This window comes from Streptomyces sp. CB09001 (assembly GCF_003369795.1).
Taxonomy (GTDB): domain Bacteria; phylum Actinomycetota; class Actinomycetes; order Streptomycetales; family Streptomycetaceae; genus Streptomyces.
Map to the genome: position 1 here is coordinate 3,850,033 of NZ_CP026730.1, position 18,651 is coordinate 3,868,683.

Below are 18,651 nucleotides of genomic sequence, written 5' to 3' on the forward strand. Positions count from 1 at the left end.
GGAGGACATGACGAAGGGGCCGCAGCACCATGGCTGGACTCGCCGAATCCGGGTCGAACCCCGACGTCGAGCTGCTCTACGACATCAACGGCCTGGCCAAGGACGCGCCGCACTGGTTCGACCGGGTCATGGAGTTCGTCGGTGAGTACGGACTGCTGTTCGCGATCGTGCTGCTGGTGCTCTGGTGCTGGTGGGGTGTGCGGCGGCGGGGCGGCGAGGACGCGGCCCCGAGTGTGGCGGCCCTGGTGTGGGCGCCCCTCGCGGCCGGGGTCGCGGTGCTGGTCAACGTGCCGATACGGGGTTTCGTGGAGCGGCCCCGTCCCTTCAAGTCCCATGAGGGGCTCGAAGTGCTGGTGGAGGGGAAGAACGACTTCTCGTTCGTGAGCGACCACGCCACGCTCTGCATGGCCCTGGCGGTCGGACTGTTCGTCGCCAACCGGAAGTTCGGGATCGCCGCCATCGTGCTGGCGCTGTTCGGCGGCTTCGCCCGGGTCTACATGGGCGTGCACTATCCGACGGACGTCGTCGGCGGCTTCGCCCTCGGTACGGCCGTCGCGCTGCTGCTGTCGCCGGTGGCCATGGCCCTGCTGACGCCGCTGACCCGGGCCGTCGAACGTTCGCCCCGGGTGGGGTGGCTGGTCAGCGCGCGCGGCCGGGCGGGTGCCGCCGGGCGCGGCGCCGTGATTCCGGGTGCGCGCAACGGGAGTGCCTCCGAGGCGTCGGGCGAGCGGGACCTCGCCGCCTGACGCTCACAGTGCCTGGGGGTAGGTGAACACGCGGTCCGGGTCGTACTGGTGCTTCAGACGCGCCAGGCGCGGGGCCGCGTCTCCGTAGTAGGCGCTCCGCCAGTCCTTCAGGGCCGGGTCGGTGTAGTTCTGGTAGGCCGCCCCCGAGGCGTACGGGCGCATCGCGGCATGGGCGGAATCCAGCCAGGACCGGGCCGCCTCGCCGCTCGTACCCGGACGCCACGACGCGATGTACTGGGCCAGCGTCCGCGAACGCCGGTGCACGAACGCGGTGGCCGTGGGCGAGACACGGTTCACCGCTCCGCCGAGCGCCGTGAACGCGATGCTGCCGGCGCCACCGCGCACCGGGGTGAGCCGGGAGAGCAGCGCCTTGACGCCGGCCGGCGGGAGCGAGCGGTCGAAGAAGTCCGAGCGGGCCGCGTACGTCTCGCGGCCGAGCGAACCCTGGGGCGAGTGGCCGGGAGCGGGGCCCGGGAGGTGGCAGCGGCCGTCGGTCGAGAAGGACGAGCAGCCCGCGTACATCTCCATCGACTCCTCGTACGTACGGCGCTTGAGGGAGACGTGGCTCGCGGAGGCGCCGATGCGGTCGGCGAGACGGTCCACGGCGTTCTGGAGTTCGCCGTAGGTGCCGAGGGAGAAGGCGGCGACCGAGACGGTCGGGGTGCGGCCGGGGGCGGCGGCCAGGTGGAGGGAGGACCAGATCTCGTCGGGCTGGTCCGGGCCCCACTCCTGCCAGGCGCGGACGACCGCGGCGGCCTTCCGCCAGGGCCAGGTGAGGTACGCCGACACCGCCCGGGGGGCGGGGTGGGTGCGGAAGTGGAACTCCGTGACGATGCCGAAGTTGCCGTTGCCCGCGCCGCGCAGGGCCCAGAAGAGGTCCTTGTGCTCGCCTGTCGCGTCGGCGGTGATCTCCTTGCCGTCGGCGGTGATCAGGGTGGCCCGGGTGAGGCTGTCGCAGGTCAGGCCGTAGGCGCGGGAGACGACGCCGTGGCCGCCGCCGAGGGTGAGGCCGGAGATGCCGACGGTGGGGCAGGAGCCGGCGGGGACGGTCACGCCCTTCGCGGCGAGGGCGCGGTAGACGTCGATCAGCTTGGCGCCGGCGCCGACGACCGCCTCGCCGGCGGAGGCGCGGACGCGGTTGAGTTTCGAGACGTCGATGATCAGACGGCCGTCGCCGGAGGACCAGCCGGCGTAGGAGTGGCCGCCGTTGCGGATCGCCACGGGGATGTGGTGGGCACGGGCGTAGGAGAGGGTGGTGCGGATGTCGTCGGGGTGGGCGGCGTAGGCGACGGCGGTGGGTTCGAGGGTGTCGAAGCGGGTGTTGTAGAGCTGGTGGGCCGATTTCCAGGTGCGGTCGCCGGGCCGGATCAGTGGGCCGTCCAGGGATGCGGCCAGGGCTGACCAGGTGGCCGGGGTGGGGGTGGGGGTGGTGCTGCTGGCGGAGGTGCGTGCGGTGCGCGTTCCGGTTGCGGTGCCTTTGGAATCGGTGTCGGGGGGCCGGTCCTTGCCCGTGCAGGCGGCTGTGGTTGCCGCCAGGGCGGCGGCCGTGGTGGTGGCCAGGAATGTGCGCCGGTGCATGTCGCCTCCGCGTCCCGTGGGGGGTCGTGGAGGGAGACGGGGGTGTGGGGGCGCGGGTTCCCGGGGTGGGGTGGGTGCACAGGTGTACGGCGTTGGAGGCGTCGCGGGGGTGGGGGCGCTGACCGGCGCTGGGCGGGTGCCGCTGCGCCCACCCGTGCCGCCCCAGCGGCACGACTGCCCGCAGCTACGGGGGGCACGACTGCCCGCAGCTACCGGGGGCTACGTCAGGGTGTGGGTCTTGGCGTCGGTGCGGGCCTGGCTTCTGGCTCTTCGGGCCGGGCCTCGCCAGCCGCAGGTGCAGCGGGCCAGACAGAAGGGGCCTTGTTCGACCGTTGTCGTGAGGTGTTCCGGGGCGTCCCCGGGGGCTTCGAGACCGTCCTGCTGCGCCACGCCCACAACGTTACCGGGGTTGCCTGCCCCTCGTTAAGCGGGACGGCAGGGGGTCCGGAACGGGCGTACGGCTTGGGATAGCAGGTGGCGATGGTCGGGCGGGAGCGTGAGCGGGAGCGGGAGCTGCGGAGTGGGAGGACGGGCGGCGGCCTCGCCCTCGTCGGCGGTGCGGTCTGCGTCTGTCTGGCCGCTGCCGGGTGTTCCGGTTCCGGGCAGGGGGCCTCCGTCCAGGGAGCGGGCGGCGGCGATCCGGTCGCCGTGCTGCACCGTGCCGCCGACCGGCTGGTGGCCGCCGGGAGCGCCAAGGCGCGTACCGCGATGCAGATGGCCAGCGGCGGGACGCGGGTGACCATCCGGGGCGAGGGCGTGTACGACTTCGCGGAGCGGCTCGGGCAGTTGAAGGTGCGGCTGCCGCAGGATCCGGCGGGGGCGAGTGAGCACCGGCCGATCACCGAGCTGCTCGCCCCGGGGGCGCTGTTCATGAAGAACCGGGGCGCCGGTGTCCCCGACGACAAGTGGGTGCGGGTGGAGACCGACTCGCTGTCCGACGGGAACCTGGTGACCGGCGGGGCGACGGATCCGTTCGCCGCCGCCGAGGTGCTGCGGGGGACGCGGACGGCGACGTTCGTGGGGCGCACCGAGCTGGCCGGGACCGAGGTGCGGCACTACCGGGGGACCGCCGATCTCGCGCGGGCGGCGCGCGGTGCCTCGGAGGGCAACAAGAAGGCGCTGGCCGCGGCGGCCGAGGGGTTCGCCACCGCCGAGGTGCCGTTCGACGCCTATCTCGACGACGAGGGCCGTATCCGCAAGGTCCGGCACCGCTTCAGCTTCACCAACGGGCAGGCGGACGGCACCGGCATCGTGGACGTCGCCTCGACGACGCTGCTCTACGACTTCGGCGCCGCCGTGCGCGTACGGTTGCCCGAGGACCAGGACATCTACGCCGGCAAGATCGCCGCCGAGCCCGGTGAGCGGGGCGTGGACGGCAAGAACTAGCCCTTCCGTGCCATGCGCGGTGCGTAGGCCGCTCCCTACTCTAGGAAGTCGGTGACGGCAGAGACGAGGTGACGCGTGTGGCTCCGGTCGGCGGTACGGCGGTTCAGGACCACGTGGCCCTCGCCGAGATCGAGCTGTGCGGCGAGCTGATCATCGCGGCGTCGGCCGCCCGGGAGCGGCTCAGCCTGGAGAGCATCGACGAGGTGCTGCGCGTGGCCGAGGAGCGCTCACGTGCGCAGTAGCCTGCCGATGGCCTTCGTCGCCTCTTCCACCTTCGCGTCGATCTCGGTACCGCCCTTGAGGGCCGCGTCCGCGACGCAGTGGCGCAGGTGCTCCTCCAGCAGTTGCAGCGCGAAGGACTGCAGGGCCTTCGTGGAGGCGGAGACCTGGGTGAGTATGTCGATGCAGTAGACGTCCTCGTCGACCATCCGCTGCAGGCCGCGGATCTGGCCCTCGATGCGGCGCAGGCGTTTGAGGTGCTCGTCCTTCTGCTTGTGGTAACCGTGCACGCCGCGGTCGTGGTCGGTCACGATGTCCGTGCCGTCCGTCTCCGCCGGGGGCACCGCCCGGTCCACGGCGGAGGAGGGCGCACCCGCGCCGGCCTCGGTGGTCGTCATCGCGTCCTCCTGCTGGACTGGTGATTCGGGGAATAGCGGACATATACCCCTGGTGGGTATATGGTAACGAACTTTCCCGGGTATGGGGCCCTTGCCGGAGCGGCCGACGTCGCCCCCCTGCTCATCACTCTGCCTGATGGGCGACACTGGGGAAGGCCCGTTAGCAGTGGCCGGATGATGCGCCTAGCATCAGCCTGACCGAAACCCATGCACCCCGAGGACCCCACGTGCGCTTTCGTCTGACCCCCAGGGAGACGAGCTTCTACGACATGTTCGCCGCCTCCGCGGACAACATCGTGACGGGCTCCAAGCTCCTGATGGAACTGCTCGGGGCGGACGCATCCGCCCGGGCCGAGATCGCAGAGCGTATGCGGGCCGCCGAACACGCGGGTGACGACGCCACGCACGCGATCTTCCACCAGCTGAACTCCTCGTTCATCACGCCCTTCGACCGCGAGGACATCTACAACCTCGCCTCTTCCCTCGACGACATCATGGACTTCATGGAGGAGGCCGTCGACCTGGTCGTCCTCTACAACGTCGAGGAACTGCCGAAGGGCGTCGACCAGCAGATCGAGGTGCTGGCGCGGGCCGCCGAGCTGACCGCCGAGGCCATGCCGAACCTGCGCACCATGGACAACCTCACCGAGTACTGGATCGAGGTCAACCGCCTGGAGAACCAGGCCGACCAGGTCCACCGCAAGCTGCTCGCCCACCTCTTCAACGGCTCGTACGAGGCCATCGAGGTGCTGAAGCTGAAGCAGATCGTGGACGTGCTGGAGGAAGCGGCCGACGCGTTCGAGCACGTGGCGAACACGGTGGAGACCATCGCCGTCAAGGAGTCCTGAGCCGTTCATGGACACCTTTGCTCTGGTCGTGACCATCGGGGTCGCGCTCTTCTTCACGTACACCAACGGTTTCCACGATTCGGCCAACGCGATCGCCACCTCCGTGTCGACGCGGGCGCTGACCCCCCGCGCGGCGCTCGCCATGGCCGCGGTCATGAACCTGGCCGGCGCGTTCATGGGATCCGGGGTCGCCAAGACCGTCAGTGAGGGGGTCATCGAGACCCCCGAGGGTTCGAAGGGGATGGGGATCCTCTTCGCGGCGCTCGTGGGCGCCATCGTCTGGAACCTGATCACCTGGTACTTCGGGCTGCCCTCGTCCTCGTCGCACGCGCTGTTCGGCGGCATGGTCGGCGCGGCGCTGGCCGGGAGCACGACCGTGTACTGGCACGGGGTCGTCGACAAGATCGTCATCCCCATGTTCGTGTCGCCGGTGATCGGCCTGCTCGCCGGTTACCTGGTGATGACCGCGATCATGTGGATCTTCCGGCGGGCCAATCCGCACAAGGCGAAGCGCGGCTTCCGCATCGCGCAGACCGTGTCGGCGGCGGGCATGGCGCTGGGGCACGGCCTGCAGGACGCGCAGAAGACGATGGGCATCGTGGTGATGGCACTGGTCATCGCCGACGTCGAGGACTACGGCGACCCGATCCCGGTGTGGGTGAAGCTCGCCTGCGCGCTGATGCTGTCCGCGGGGACGTACGCCGGTGGCTGGCGGATCATGCGGACGCTGGGCCGGAAGATCATCGAGCTGGACCCGCCGCAGGGGTTCGCCGCGGAGACGACGGGCGCCTCGATCATGTTCGGGTCGGCCTTCATCTTCCACGCGCCGATCTCCACGACGCACGTGATCACCTCCGCGATCATGGGCGTGGGGGCGACGAAGCGGGTCAACGCCGTGCGGTGGGGGGTCGCGAAGAACATCATCATGGGGTGGTTCATCACGATGCCCGCCGCCGCGGCGGTGGCCGCGGTGTCGTTCTGGATCGTGAACCTGGCGGTTCTGTAGCAAGCGCCCCGTACGCGATGGGCCCGCCCCCGGTTTCGGGGGCGGGCCCTTGTGCTCCTCGCGGTGGCACCGCCATGCAGCACCGCGAGGGGTCCGGTGGGGCGGGACCGGTCTAGCCGAAGCGGCCGGAGATGTAGTCCTCCGTGGCCTGGACCGACGGGTTGGAGAAGATGCGCTCCGTCTCGTCGATCTCGATCAGCTTGCCGGGCTGCCCGACCGCCGCCAGGTTGAAGAACGCCGTACGGTCCGAGACCCGCGCCGCCTGCTGCATGTTGTGCGTCACGATGACGATCGTGAAGCGCTCCTTCAGCTCGCCGATCAGGTCCTCGATCGCCAGGGTGGAGATCGGGTCCAGGGCGGAGCAGGGCTCGTCCATCAGCAGGACGTTCGGCTCGACCGCGATGGCCCGGGCGATGCACAGCCGCTGCTGCTGGCCGCCGGAGAGACCGGAGCCCGGCTTGTTCAGGCGGTCCTTGACCTCGTTCCAGAGGTTGGCGCCCCGCAGCGACTTCTCGACCACGTCGTCCAGCTGGGACTTCTTGTACTTGCCGTTCAGGCGCAGGCCCGCCGCCACGTTGTCGTAGACGGACATCGTGGGGAACGGGTTGGGGCGCTGGAAGACCATGCCGACCTCGCGGCGCACGGCCACCGGGTCGATGCCCGCGCCGTAGAGGTTCTCGTCGTCGAGCATCACCTTGCCGTCGACGCGACCGCCCGGGGTGACCTCGTGCATGCGGTTGAGCGTGCGCAGGAAGGTGGACTTGCCGCAGCCGGAGGGGCCGATGAAGGCCGTCACGGAGCGGGGCTCGACGGTCATCGAGATGTCCTCGATGGCCAGGAACGAGCCGTAGTAGGCGTTGAGGCCGCTGACATCTATGCGCTTGGCCATGGGTATCACTGCTTCTTTCGGTCCGAGTCGCTGACTGTTCTGCGTCGGTCGCGTCAGCGACCTGCCACGCGGCGGCAGCCGCTCGATGTCACCGTGGGGCCTTCCAGCGGGCGATGCCGCGGGCCGCGAGGTTGAGGATCATGATGAAGGCGATCAGCGTCAGGGCCGCCGCCCAGGCACGGTCGTAGGCCGCGTCGGAGCCCGCGCCGTACTGCAGGTAGATGTACATCGGCAGCGACTCCTGCGGGTCCTGGAAGGGATTCGCGTTGATGAAGTCGGTGCCCCAGACCAGCAGCAGTACGGGGGCCGTCTCGCCGGTGATGCGGGCGACGGCCAGCATGACGCCGGTGACGATGCCGCCGATCGAGGTCGGCAGGACCACCTTGATGATCGTGCGCCACTTGGGCACGCCCAGGGCGAGGGACGCCTCGCGCAGCTCGTTCGGGACGAGCTTGAGCATCTCCTCGGTGGAGCGGACGACCACGGGGATCATCAGGATGCACAGGGCGAACGAGCCGGCGACGCCGGACGGACCCATGTCCAGGATCAGGACCCACAGGCTGAGCACGAACAGGCCCGCGACGATCGACGGGATGCCCGTCATGACGTCCACGAAGAAGGTGACGGCCTTGGCGAGCCGGCCGCGACCGTACTCGACCAGGTAGATCGCGGTGAGCACACCGATCGGCACGGAGATCAGTGTGGCGAGGCCGACCTGCTCCAGGGTGCCGAGGATGGCGTGGTAGATGCCGCCGCCGGGCTCGGCGTCGCCGACCACGCCCATCGAGTGGGTCAGGAAGTAGCCGTCGAGGACCTTCACGCCCTGCTTCACGGTCTCCCAGATCAGGGAGACCAGCGGGATCAGGGCCAGCAGGAAGGCGACCCAGACCATGCTGGTCGCGACCCGGTCCTTGGCCTGCCGACCGCCCTCGACGCCCGCCGAGATGCCGTACGAACCGCCGACGAAGAGGACCGCGGCGATCAGGGCCCACTGGATGCTGCTGTTCAGCCCGGCGGCGGCGCTGATGCCGAGGCCGAGGAGGACCGAGCCGGCCGCGACCGCCCAGGGGAACCACTTGGGCAGGGTTGCGGCGCGCAGGGAGCTGCGGTTCTTGGGGGCGGGGGTCAGGGTTGCGTTGCTCATGCGTTGGCCCCCGAGTACTCCTTGCGGCGGGCGATGATCATGCGGGCGCCGCCGTTGACCAGCAGGGTGATGACGAACAGGACCAGACCGGAGGCGATCAGGGCGTCGCGGCCCATCTGGGTGGCCTCGTTGAACTTGCTGGCGATGTTCTGGGCGAAGGTGCCGCCGCCCGGGTCCAGCAGGCTCGCGGTGATGTCGAAGGTCGGGGAGAGCACCATGGCCACGGCCATCGTCTCGCCGAGCGCGCGCCCGAGGCCGAGCATCGAGGCGGAGATGACGCCGGAGCGGCCGAAGGGCAGCACCGACATCCGGATGACCTCCCAGCGCGTGGCGCCGAGGGCCAGGGCGGCCTCCTCGTGCATGCGCGGGACCTGCCGGAAGACCTCACGGCTGACGTTGGTGATGATCGGCAGGATCATGATCGCCAGCAGGATGCCCACGGTGAACAGCGAGCGCCCCGCGCCGCCGTTCCACTCGAAGATCCCGGTCCAGCCTAGGTACTCGTCGAGCCAGCCGTAGAGCCCGTTCAGGTGCGGCACGAGGACGAGCGCGCCCCACAGGCCGTAGACGATCGAGGGCACGGCGGCGAGCAGGTCGATCACGTAGCCGATCAGGCCGCCCAGCTTGCGCGGCGCGTAATGCGTGATGAACAGCGCGATGCCGACCGAGACCGGGACGGCGATGGCCATGGCGATGATCGACGACACGACGGTGCCGTAGGCCAGGACCGCGATGCCGAACTCCGGCGGGCTGCCGGTCGGGTTCCATTCGAAGCTGGTGAAGAAGTTCGCCTCGTCGTCGCTGATGGCGAGGACGGCGCGGTAGGTGAGGAAGGCCGCGATGGCGGCCATGATGACCAGCACGAGGATGCCGGACCCGCGGGAGAGCCCGACGAAGATCCGGTCGCCGGGGCGGGTGACGCCGCGGCCGGCGCGCGCGTCCTTGGAGGCGGGCGGCTGGGGTGTGCGGGAGGGGGCTGGCTGCTGGGTGTCCGTTGTTATGTCCATCGGGTTCTCCGGTCTGCGGAGCCGTCGTGGTCGGCGGCTCGGGCGGAGCCCCGGTCGGGGGCTCCTGGCGGCGGTGCACCGGACGGTGCGGTCCGGCCCCCGGCGGGGACGCTGTCGGTCCCGGGAGGGACGCTGTCGGCTCCGCGTGGGGACGCTGTCGGCTCCGCGTGGGGACCGGACCGCACTCGGGTCAGCTCAGGCCCGAGATGTTCTCGCGGACCTTGGTGATGATCTCGGCGGGCATCGGGGCGTAGCCGGCGTCAGACAGCAGGCCCTGGCCGTCCTCCGAGGCCATGTAGTTCAGGAAGGACTTCGTGGCGGGCAGGGTGTCCGCCTTGTTGCCCTTGTCGCAGGCGATCTCGTACGTCACCAGGACCAGCGGGTAGGCGCCGGCGGCGTCCGGGGTGTAGTCCAGCTCCAGCGCCAGGTCCTTGCCGGTGCCGACGACCTTGGCCGCGCCGATGGCGGCGGTGGCGTTCTCGACGGTGGCCTTGACCGGCTCGGCGGCCGCGGTCTTGACGTCGACGGTCTTGATGCCGTCCTTGGCGTAGGACAGCTCGAAGTACGAGATGGCACCGGGGGTCTGCTTCACCAGGCCGGCCAGGCCGGAGGAGCCCTGCGCGGACTGGCCGCCCTTGGCCTCCCAGGACTTGCCGCCCTCGTACTTCCAGTCGTCGGGCGCGGCGGCCTTCAGGTACTTGGTGAAGTTGTCCGTGGTGCCGGACTCGTCCGAGCGGTGGGAGGCCTGGATCTTGAGGTCGGGCAGCTTGGCGTCGGGGTTGAGCTTCTTGATCGCCTCGTCGTTCCAGTTGGTGATCTTGCTGTCGAAGATCTTGGCCATCGTCGGGGCGTCCAGGACGAGGGTGTCGACACCCGGGACGTTGAAGCCGACCGCGATCGGGCCGCCCACCATCGGCAGGTCGATGGCCTGACCGTCCTTGCAGACCTTCTTCGAGGCCTCGATCTCGTCCGGCTTCAGCGCGGAGTCCGAGCCGGCGAACGCGGTCTGGCCCTGCGTGAAGGCGGTGATGCCCGCGCCGGAACCGGTCGGGTTGTAGTTGATCTGCACGCCGTTGCAGGCGGCGACGTACTGCTTGACCCAGGCGTCGATGGCGTTCTTCTGGGCGGACGAGCCGGAGGCCTGGAGCTGGCCCTTGGCGTCGTCGCACTTGATGTTGCTGTTGGCGGCGGCGGAGCTGGAGTCGCTGCCGCTGTTGCCGCCGGTGTCGTCGGAGCCGCACGCCGTGAGGGCCAGGGCGCCGGAGACGGCGAGAGCACCGAGAGCGAGGGCCCGCCGGTTCATGCGCTGAAGCTTCACTTGAGGGAGTTCCTTCCAGGAGCCGCCGTCCTGAATTCGGCGGCGTGCGAGGAGTGGTAAGGCCGAAATTAGGCAGATCAGATGAAGGCGCCGAAGGGCGTAAATGAACGCCGGGTGAACCCCTGTGGACGGTGCGGTGAGGTCACGGAACGCTTACGTCGAGGACACGGGCCGGTTCCGGAGGGGGAGTGAAGGCTCTCAGGCTTCGCCGCGTGCTCCGGGCGCTCCGGGAAGGCGCGTGGCGAGCAGCTCGCCGACCAGGGCCCGGTCCCGGGGCTGGGTGAGGCGGGCGCGGGCCGCGTCGGGGGCCAGCCACAGGATGCGGTCGACTCGTCGGAGGGGGTGAAGACCGCCGGTGGCGGCCGCCGTGCCCGGCGCGGCGACGTACCCCGTCTCCTCGGCGACCTCGCGCAGGGAGCCCGCGAGCGTCCTTGCCGGGAAGCTTGCCCTTCGGGTGTAACGGTTTCTGTAGCATCGCTAGTAACGGTGCAATAGGGTCGGCGTGTGATCGATACGCGGAACCCGGCGCGGCCGTCCAAGACGTTCTCTCGCACCTACGTCGCCCCTGACCTCCAGGCGCATCTGGACGACGGCGGCACTGTTGAAGACTGGATCGACGGGCGAATCCCTCTGATCTCATACGCCCGGATCTCCGCCGATCGTCTGCAGGGCGACGGAATCGGTGTGGGGCGTCAGCACAAGAACAACGCCAGGAACGCCGAGCAGCATGGTTGCGTGATCGTCCTCCACTACGAGGACAACAACCTCACCGCTGCCAAGCGTGAGGTGAAGCGCCCCGCGTTCCTGCAGATGTGCCGTGACATTGCGCATGGCAAGGAGGAAGAGACCGGTGTGCCGGTCAGGGGCTGTGCGGCTGTCGAACGGGAACGGGTCTACCGCTTGCCTCGCGACTTCATTGCCTTCCAGGACGCGCTTGTCATGGTCAGTGATGGTGACGGTGATGGGGTATTCATCGAGGACAAGAGCCTTCTGGATCTCGTCGACGACGATGGCACGGTGATCGCGGGCCTGGTCACTCCGGGGACAGGAGAGGCCGAGGTAGGGAGGATCCGTAGGCGCACTGTGCGGAACGCCGTCGACAGGGCCGAGGAAGGCAAGGTCTATGGCGGTCCTCGCCGCTTCGGTTGGCTCGGGGCGTGCAAGGAGCCCTACCGGCTTGGGAATAAGCACAAGTGCACAGATGAATGGCCTTACTTGGTTGACATGATCAAGGCGCGCTGCGCCGGCAGGTCATGGCGTGCCATCACGGGAGAGATCAACAAGCGGGGAGTCGTGACGGCACGTGGCGGTCGGTGGACGGAGCAGGGAGTCAAGGCGCTTGTCACCAACCCCGCATGGTGGGGTGGCCGTGTTCTCGGCGGTGACGTTGTGATGGACCGCAAGACCGGCGATCCGGTGATCGGCGACTGGGATCACGCCACCGAGGAGAGCGACGGGGTCGGGTACGAGGCGTGGAAGAGCATCATGACCGGCGTCAAGGCGAATCGGCTGCACCGGGGGATGAGGCGCGCTGCGGAAGCGCCGCACCCTGAGGGGGAACTGCGCACGCGAGGCTACATGTTCTCCGGGACGCTTCGATGCGGTCGTGTCAACGATTTCGAAGAGGTCTGCTACTCGAAGCTGTCGGGGAACAAGGCCTCGGGGAAGAATGCGAAGTACGGGGACTACTACCGTTGTGGAGACGCCAATTGCAAGGGCGTCGGTCGTATGGTTGAGTCAGTTGACCACTACCTCGAAGAGATTCTTCTGGCGTACTTGGACAAGCACTTCACAGGTACCGAGGTGCAGATGATCCCGTGGCGTGGCAAGGACAAAATTGCCGCTGTGCGAAAGCAGCTCCGGGACATTGAGGACTCGGTTTCCTCAGGTGAGTCCGACTGGAGCGACGTGCATGACCTGATCACGCGCCTCAACCGCAACATCCAAGCTCTGGAGCGGGAGGAGAAGGATCATCTCACGGCTGAGTGGAAGCGGAACCTGCTTCAGGGGTGGAGTCGAGAGAAGTGGGGGCAAATGGAGTTGGGGGAGAAACGCGAATTGATCGCGCAGGTGTTCACTTCCGTTGTGGTCATGCCGGTTCCCAAGGGGGTCAGCGACAAGGCCCCGTTCGACCCCAATTTGTTGAAGGTGACCTGGCGTAAGGACAAGAGGGACGGTCAGAGCGGGGACGGGTAGACGACTACGAGGAGACCAGCACGGACGAGTAGGCATCCCTCACGTCGATAGCGGTCGCCGGCCGTCAGTCAGGTGGCGTCGGCGGAGGCGGGTGAAGGCGGTAGGGGTGGTGCGCCGAGCTCCCGCTTACTGCGCATCGCGTTCCGACGTCGTGATCTCTAGGCCCCGGAGTGAGGGCCCCCAGCAGAGCGTCGACCAGCTCCTTGTCGAGCTTCTGGGTCAGCCGGTGTCGGGCGGCGGCGGGGGAGAGCCACAGGAGCCGGGACACCTCCCTGTTCGGCACGAATGCGCCGCCCGTGGCCTCCGCCGCCCAGTAGCGGACTTCTTTGGGGCGTCCATCGACCAGGTAACGGGCAGTGGGCAGCTCAGGTCCCGGCTCGCACGTCATCCCTGTCTCTTCCAGGACTTCGCGCAGAGCGCCTTCGAGGGCACTCTCGTTGTGCTTCAACTTGCCCTTCGGGTGAGACCAATCTGCCCACTTCGGGCGATACACCAATGCAAGCTCGATGCCGTCGCCAGAGAGCGAGCGTCGCCACAGCAGGCAGCCTGCCGCACGGATCGTTGAGTCAGACATGGCGACACCTCGGAATGAAACAGTCTCTTAGCTGCAATTTCGTTGATCTTTGTCTGCGATCATACGAGTCATCGCATTCCGGTAGTGCTTCGTCGTCCTGCCTCGTTCCACATCGTCCAGTGCAGACCTGCTTCGTCCTACGACAGCCTGATCGGTTCCTTGCGCCAGCTGTGCTGGAACGCGTACCGCGCGGCCTCCACCTCATGCCGCTGGTCGGCGTGGAGCACGCCGAGCGCGTACGCCGTGGCCGGGGCGATGCGCGGGGTACGTGCGGCCTGGGCGGCGGCCGCCGCGGCCTCGGAGGCGTCGCGGTGCCGGTCGAGGGCCTCACCGGCCGCGAGAAGGCGTACGTCCACCGAGTCGGCGTCGGCGTCGGCGTCGGCGTCGGCGTTGGCGTTGGCGGTCCCGGTGTCCGCGCCGGTCAGCGCCTCCAGGGCGTAGCGGTGCAGGCGCAGCAGCAGGCGGACCTGGTGCCACGGGGTGTCCTGGGGGTGCGGGGCGGGGTCCGGGGAGAGCCCGTGGACCAGCGCCTCGGCGTTGTACGGACTGCCCGCGGTGACCAGCGGGAGGGCGGCCACGGCGTCCGTGAGGCGCTCCTGCGCGGCGGCGGCCAGCGGGCGGAGGTCGACGGGCGCGATGCCGGGGGCGGCGGCGGAAGCGGCCCTGCGCCCGGCGTTGCTCAGGGGGACTTCGCTCGCCAGTAAGGCGACCTTGTCGGCGACGGCGTGGAAACGGCTGCTGCCCAGGGCCTGGAGGGCGGTGGAGTGCGCCCGGGTGCGGGCCAGGGTCAGCTGCCGGTCGAGCAGCGCGCCCGCCTTGGCCGCGCCCACCGTGAGGTTGCCGCGGTTCGCGGACGCCGGGTGGGCGGTGGGTGCGGCGGGCGGCACGGCCGTGGTGGTGGCGGTGGCCCGGCCCACCGGGCGCGGGGCCGGGAACGCCGTCGAACCGGAGAGCCGGTGCAGGGCCTGGAGCAGGCGCTCCAGACGCGACGCGTACGCGTGCTCCAGGGCCAGCGTGCCGGACAGCCAGGCCAGCTCGGGGCGCATCTCCTCCGCCCAGCCGGCGTCCAGCAGCGGCTGGAAGGTGTGCAGGGTGCCGCTGATGCGGCGGGCCGCGCGGCGCAGGGCGCGGGCCGCGTCCACGTCGTCCGCGGGCGGGGCCGCCCGGCCCGGTTCGCCGAAGGCGCCGTTCGCACCGGTCGCCGTTCCCGCCCCCGGGCCGGTGGCCGTTCCCGGGCCCGCGCCCGGCCCCGACTCCCGGTGGCGGCGCAGGGCGCGCAGGAACTCGGTGGCCTGGGCGCGCAGGTAACCCACGAGTGCGTCGGTGCCCGCGTCGGCGTGCGGGGCCGCACCGGCGTTCCCGTCCGTGTCCGCGTGCGCGTGCGCGCCGGTCGAGGCGGGTTGCGGCGGTCCGGCGGTCGCCGGGGGTTCCGTCGGGGTTTCCGCCGGGGTTTCCGTCGGGTCAAGGTGTCGCTGTGCCACGCCGGCGCCTCCGGGCGTCTATGAGCATCTCCTGGATGTTGCGCAGGGGCTGGCCGTCCGCGTCGGTCGCGTGCCGGGTCCACTCGCCGTCCGGGCCGAGGTGCCAGGAGGCGGTGCCGTCGGACATGCCGTTCTCGAGGAGCCGGTTCAGGGCCGCCCGGTGGGCCGGGTCGCTCACCCGGACCAGGGCCTCTATCCGGCGGTCGAGGTTGCGGTGCATCATGTCGGCGCTGCCGAGCCACACCTCGGGCTCCCCGCCGTTGCCGAAGGCGAAGACCCGCGAGTGCTCAAGGAAGCGGCCGAGGACGGAGCGGACCCGGATGTTCTCCGACAGGCCGGGCACGCCCGGGCGCAGCGCGCAGATGCCGCGCACCCACACGTCGACCGGCACCCCCGCCTGGGACGCGCGGTAGCAGGCGTCGACCACGGCCTCGTCGACCATCGAGTTGACCTTGATGCGGACGTGGGCGGGGCGCCCGGCGCGGTGGTGCTGGATCTCCTTGTGGATGCGGGAGACGAGTCCGTCGCGGAGCGACTTGGGCGCGACGAGGAGGCGGCGGTAGGTCTCGCGCCGGGAGTAGCCGGAGAGGCGGTTGAACAGGTCGGAGAGGTCCGCGCCGACCTGCGGGTCCGAGGTGAGCAGGCCCAGGTCCTCGTAGAGGCGGGCCGTCTTCGGGTGGTAGTTGCCGGTGCCGACGTGGCTGTAGCGGCGCAGGGTCTCGCCCTCCTGCCGTACGACCAGGGAGAGCTTGCAGTGGGTCTTCAGGCCCACCAGGCCGTAGACGACGTGGCAGCCGGACTCCTCCAGCTTGCGGGCCCACTTGATGTTGGCGGACTCGTCGAAGCGGGCCTTGATCTCCACCAGGACGAGGACCTGCTTACCGGACTCGGCGGCCTCGATGAGCGCGTCGACTATGGGGGAGTCGCCGGACGTCCGGTACAGCGTCTGCTTGATCGCCAGGACGTCCGGGTCGGCGGCGGCCTGCTCCAGGAACGCCTGCACGGAGGTGGAGAAGGAGTCGTACGGGTGGTGGAGCAGCACGTCCTTGGTGCGCAGGGCGGCGAAGATGTCCGGCGCGGAGGCCGACTCGACCTCGGCCAGGTCGCGGTGGGTGCCGGCGACGAACTTCGGGTACTTCAGCTCGGGCCGGTCGATGCTGTGGATGCGGAAGAGGCCGGTGAGGTCGAGGGGGCCGGGCAGCGGGTAGACCTCGGCCTCGCCGATCTTCAGCTCGCGCACGAGGAGGTCGAGGACCTCGCGGTCGACCGACTCCTCGACCTCCAGGCGGACGGGCGGGCCGAGGCGCCGCCGCATCAGCTCCTTCTCCAGGGCCTGGAGCAGGTTCTCGGCGTCGTCCTCCTCCACCTCCAGGTCCTCGTTGCGGGTGAGGCGGAAGGTGTGGTGCTCCAGGACCTCCATGCCCGGGAACAGCTCCTCCAGGTGGGCGGCGATGACGTCCTCGACGGGGACGTAGCGGCCCGGGGAGGCCTCCAGGAAGCGGGAGAGCAGCGGGGGGACCTTGACGCGGGCGAAGTGGCGGTGGCCGGTGACGGGGTTGCGGACCACGACCGCGAGGTTGAGGGAGAGGCCCGAGATGTAGGGGAAGGGGTGGGCCGGGTCGACCGCGAGGGGGGTCAGGACCGGGAAGATCCGGTGCCGGAAGAGGGTGAACAGGCGGGCCTGCTCCTTCTCGGCCAGCTCGCTCCAGCGGACCAGGTGGATGCCCTCCTCGGCGAGCGCCGGGGCGACGTCCTCGTGGAAGCAGGCGGCGTGCCGGGCCATCAGCTCACGGGAGCGGGCCCAGATCATGTCCAGCACCTCACGGGGCTGGAGGCCGGAGGCGGAGCGGGTGGCGACGCCGGTCGCGATGCGGCGCTTGAGGCCGGCGACGCGGACCATGAAGAACTCGTCCAGGTTGCTGGCGAAGATCGCGAGGAAGTTGGCCCGCTCCAGGAGGGGGGTGCCCGGGTCCTCGGCGAGTTCGAGCACGCGTTCGTTGAACGCGAGCCAGCTGCGCTCGCGGTCCAGGAAGCGGCCCTGCGGGAGCCGGGCGCCGCCGTCCTGGGACTCCTCCGACTCCTCGTACGCGTCGAGGTCGGCGTCGATGTCCGGCTCCAGTCCGGAGACCGTGGCGGCCACGGTGTCCGGGCGGTGCGCCGCGATGGAACCCACGGAGGGCTGCGTGTGCTGGACCTCGGCCTGAGTGTTCGGCTGCCTCATGAACCCATTCTTCCGCGCCGCGCGCGCGTCAGGCGCGTCGGAGGGCCCGAAGGGCCCGGAAGGCTGTGGCTCGGTCGGCTTCATTCGGTGAGCCTCGCAAGGCTGTCTGAATCGATGGTTACGGGGACATGACGTGTGGGATAGCTGCGGGTCTCCGAAACGTCGCCGTGAGCCGCCCTGAGATCGTGTGAACCGGTCGGGTCGGCTCGTGCGATGAGGAGATGTGAGCGAAACGAGAAGCGACGGGGAGCTGCTGCGGGCCGTCGCGGCGGATGCCGACCGGCGCGCCTTCGAGGAGCTGTACCGCCGGTACGCCCCCTGGCTGACCGCCCGCATGCGCGGCCGCTGCGCCGACGCCGCGGTGGTCGACGACGTCGTGCAGGAGACCTTCCTCGCGGTGTGGCGCGGCAGCGCGCGCTACCGGGAGGAAGGAGACGTGGCGGGGTGGCTGTGGCGGATCGGGTCGCGGCGGCTGATCGACGCGCTGCGCGGCGAGGGGGCGCGCGGTCGGCTGCGGCAGGCGCTGGGTCGGCTGCGGCACCGGGACGAGGTCTCGGCGGAGGAGCGCGTCCTGGCCGGGGTCGAGCACGGCGACCTCGCCGGCGCCCTCATACGGCTCTCACCGGAGCTGCGCGCGGTGCTCCAGGCCACCGTCGTCGACGGGCTGACCACCCGTGAGGCGGCCGTCCTGCTCGGCATCCCGCCGGGCACGGTCAAGACGCGGGCGATGCGGGCCCGCCGGCAGCTGAGGGAGGCGCTGGCATGAGGATCGAGGAAAGCCGTCCCCGGGACGCCTGGCACGTGGACGAGGACGACCTGCGGGCCTACGCCCGGGGAGACCTCGCGGCGCCCGCGCTCTGGTCCACCGACGCCCATCTGACCGCCTGCGCCACCTGCCGGGGCGTCCTCGCGGAGGTGAGCGACGCCGCCGCGCTGGACGCGGGGTGGGCACGGCTCGACGCCGAGCTGGACGCGCCCCGGCCGGGGTGGTTCGAACGGCTGCTGGTGCGGTGCGGCGCGGGCGACGGCACCGCGCGACTGCTCGCGGCCACCCCCATACTGCGCCGGTCCTGGTTCGGCGCCCTCGCCGCCGTGCTGCTCGTGACCTTCCTCGTGGCCGTCACGGCCGGTGCCGCCGGCCGGCCCACGCTGTTCCTGGTCTGTGCCCCGCTGCTGCCGCTGGTCTCGGTGGCGCTCGCCTACGGGCCGACGCTGGACCCCACGCACGAGATGGCCGTCGTCTCGCCCATGCACGGCTTCCGGCTGCTGATGATCCGTACCGTCGCCGTGCTCGTGGTGGCGCTCGGGGTGGGCGGCCTGGCCAGCCTCGCGCTCCCGGGCTTCGGACCGGCCGCCCTGGCCTGGCTGCTGCCCGGACTCGCCCTCACCGCGACCGGGCTCGCGCTGACGCCCCGGCTGGGTCCCGTGCTCGCGCCGTCCGTGCTCGTGTTCGCCTGGGCGGCGGTGCTGCTGGCCGCGGACGCGGCCCGCGCGTCCACGGAGGGCCCGCTGGCGCCGTTCACCGCGGCCGGGCAGGGCGTGTCCGGGCTCGTGGCGGTCCTGGGCGCCGGGCTGCTGTTCCTCTTCCGCGACCGGTTCGACGTCTCCGCGCGCGGCGTCGCATGAGCCCCTCCTCCTTC

At 70.4% G+C, this 18,651-nt stretch carries 17 protein-coding genes and 2 pseudogenes; 8 read left to right on the forward strand and 11 right to left on the reverse strand.

Annotation, left to right across the window (positions count from 1 at the left end; translation table 11 throughout):
- Nucleotides 1-29: 29 nt before the first annotated feature.
- On the forward strand, nucleotides 30-746 hold the full coding sequence (locus tag C4J65_RS17805; RefSeq protein WP_115743288.1) for a phosphatase PAP2 family protein: 717 nt from the start codon (nucleotides 30-32) through the stop codon (nucleotides 744-746).
- Nucleotides 747-749: 3 nt separating this feature from the next.
- Here C4J65_RS17805 and C4J65_RS17810 read toward each other — a convergent pair whose 3' ends face one another.
- Together C4J65_RS17810 and C4J65_RS36110 are read right to left on the reverse strand one after the other, a co-directional pair.
- On the reverse strand, nucleotides 750-2,324 hold the full coding sequence (locus tag C4J65_RS17810) for an FAD-binding oxidoreductase (RefSeq protein WP_115743289.1): 1,575 nt from the start codon (nucleotides 2,322-2,324) through the stop codon (nucleotides 750-752).
- A 219-nt stretch (nucleotides 2,325-2,543) separates the two neighbouring features.
- On the reverse strand, nucleotides 2,544-2,714 hold the full coding sequence (locus tag C4J65_RS36110) for a hypothetical protein (protein ID WP_162832946.1): 171 nt from the start codon (nucleotides 2,712-2,714) through the stop codon (nucleotides 2,544-2,546).
- Nucleotides 2,715-2,804: 90 nt separating this feature from the next.
- Here C4J65_RS36110 and C4J65_RS17815 point away from each other — a divergent pair, with 90 nt between their 5' ends.
- Together C4J65_RS17815 and C4J65_RS36355 are read left to right on the forward strand one after the other, a co-directional pair.
- Nucleotides 2,805-3,710 (forward strand): hypothetical protein, encoded by a 906-nt coding sequence (locus C4J65_RS17815; RefSeq protein WP_115743290.1) that lies wholly within the window; start codon nucleotides 2,805-2,807, stop codon nucleotides 3,708-3,710.
- A 77-nt stretch (nucleotides 3,711-3,787) separates the two neighbouring features.
- Nucleotides 3,788-3,952 carry a hypothetical protein gene (locus C4J65_RS36355; protein ID WP_007451049.1) on the forward strand — a complete coding sequence of 55 codons (165 nt, stop codon included), beginning with the start codon at nucleotides 3,788-3,790 and terminating at the stop codon, nucleotides 3,950-3,952.
- Here C4J65_RS36355 and C4J65_RS17820 read toward each other — a convergent pair.
- Nucleotides 3,938-4,327, reverse strand: a complete 390-nt coding sequence (locus tag C4J65_RS17820; RefSeq protein WP_115743291.1) for a metal-sensitive transcriptional regulator — start codon at nucleotides 4,325-4,327, stop codon at nucleotides 3,938-3,940. The two genes, C4J65_RS36355 and C4J65_RS17820, sit on opposite strands and share 15 nt — an antisense overlap.
- Before the next feature lie 227 nt (nucleotides 4,328-4,554).
- Here C4J65_RS17820 and C4J65_RS17825 point away from each other — a divergent pair, with 227 nt between their 5' ends.
- Complete coding sequence (locus C4J65_RS17825; RefSeq protein WP_007451048.1) at nucleotides 4,555-5,175, forward strand: DUF47 family protein; 621 nt, start codon at nucleotides 4,555-4,557, stop codon at nucleotides 5,173-5,175.
- A gap of 7 nt (nucleotides 5,176-5,182) precedes the next feature.
- Nucleotides 5,183-6,181 (forward strand): low-affinity phosphate transporter PitH, encoded by a 999-nt coding sequence (gene pitH, locus C4J65_RS17830; protein ID WP_115743292.1) that lies wholly within the window; start codon nucleotides 5,183-5,185, stop codon nucleotides 6,179-6,181.
- Between the two features lie 112 nt (nucleotides 6,182-6,293).
- Here pitH and pstB read toward each other — a convergent pair whose 3' ends face one another.
- From pstB to C4J65_RS36695, 5 genes and pseudogenes are all read right to left on the reverse strand, one after another.
- Complete coding sequence (pstB, locus tag C4J65_RS17835; protein ID WP_003974830.1) at nucleotides 6,294-7,070, reverse strand: phosphate ABC transporter ATP-binding protein PstB; 777 nt, start codon at nucleotides 7,068-7,070, stop codon at nucleotides 6,294-6,296.
- 88 nt (nucleotides 7,071-7,158) lie between these two features.
- A complete protein-coding gene (gene pstA, locus C4J65_RS17840) occupies nucleotides 7,159-8,214 on the reverse strand; it encodes a phosphate ABC transporter permease PstA (RefSeq protein WP_115743293.1) in 1,056 nt (351 codons plus the stop codon).
- Nucleotides 8,211-9,221 (reverse strand): phosphate ABC transporter permease subunit PstC, encoded by a 1,011-nt coding sequence (gene pstC, locus C4J65_RS17845; protein WP_115743294.1) that lies wholly within the window; start codon nucleotides 9,219-9,221, stop codon nucleotides 8,211-8,213. Before pstC ends, pstA begins: the two co-directional genes overlap by 4 nt.
- 190 nt (nucleotides 9,222-9,411) lie before the next feature.
- Nucleotides 9,412-10,539, reverse strand: coding sequence for a phosphate ABC transporter substrate-binding protein PstS (gene pstS / locus C4J65_RS17850; protein ID WP_205351030.1), 1,128 nt, complete (start codon nucleotides 10,537-10,539; stop codon nucleotides 9,412-9,414).
- Nucleotides 10,540-10,737: 198 nt separating this feature from the next.
- Nucleotides 10,738-11,014 (reverse strand): annotated as a pseudogene (locus C4J65_RS36695) (hypothetical protein).
- Between the two features lie 29 nt (nucleotides 11,015-11,043).
- Here C4J65_RS36695 and C4J65_RS17860 point away from each other — a divergent pair.
- Nucleotides 11,044-12,735: a recombinase family protein gene (locus C4J65_RS17860; protein ID WP_115743296.1), complete on the forward strand. Its 1,692-nt coding sequence runs from the start codon at nucleotides 11,044-11,046 to the stop codon at nucleotides 12,733-12,735.
- A gap of 172 nt (nucleotides 12,736-12,907) precedes the next feature.
- Here the strand turns inward: C4J65_RS17860 and C4J65_RS17865 are convergent.
- The 3 genes and pseudogenes from C4J65_RS17865 to C4J65_RS17875 form a co-directional block, all read right to left on the reverse strand.
- A pseudogene (locus C4J65_RS17865) lies at nucleotides 12,908-13,309 on the reverse strand (NUDIX hydrolase); the annotation flags it as partial.
- Between the two features lie 137 nt (nucleotides 13,310-13,446).
- Entirely contained in the window at nucleotides 13,447-14,622 is a 1,176-nt protein-coding gene (locus C4J65_RS17870; protein WP_115746505.1) for a CHAD domain-containing protein, read from the reverse strand.
- 148 nt (nucleotides 14,623-14,770) lie between these two features.
- Nucleotides 14,771-17,011, reverse strand: coding sequence for an RNA degradosome polyphosphate kinase (locus C4J65_RS17875; RefSeq protein WP_162833230.1), 2,241 nt, complete (start codon nucleotides 17,009-17,011; stop codon nucleotides 14,771-14,773).
- A 223-nt stretch (nucleotides 17,012-17,234) separates the two neighbouring features.
- Between C4J65_RS17875 and C4J65_RS17880 the strand changes: the two genes are divergently transcribed.
- Nucleotides 17,235-17,777, forward strand: coding sequence for an RNA polymerase sigma factor (locus tag C4J65_RS17880; protein WP_115743299.1), 543 nt, complete (start codon nucleotides 17,235-17,237; stop codon nucleotides 17,775-17,777).
- Nucleotides 17,774-18,637, forward strand: a complete 864-nt coding sequence (locus C4J65_RS17885) for a zf-HC2 domain-containing protein (RefSeq protein ID WP_115743300.1) — start codon at nucleotides 17,774-17,776, stop codon at nucleotides 18,635-18,637. The genes C4J65_RS17880 and C4J65_RS17885 overlap by 4 nt, the downstream gene beginning before the upstream one ends.
- Nucleotides 18,638-18,651: the final 14 nt, after the last annotated feature.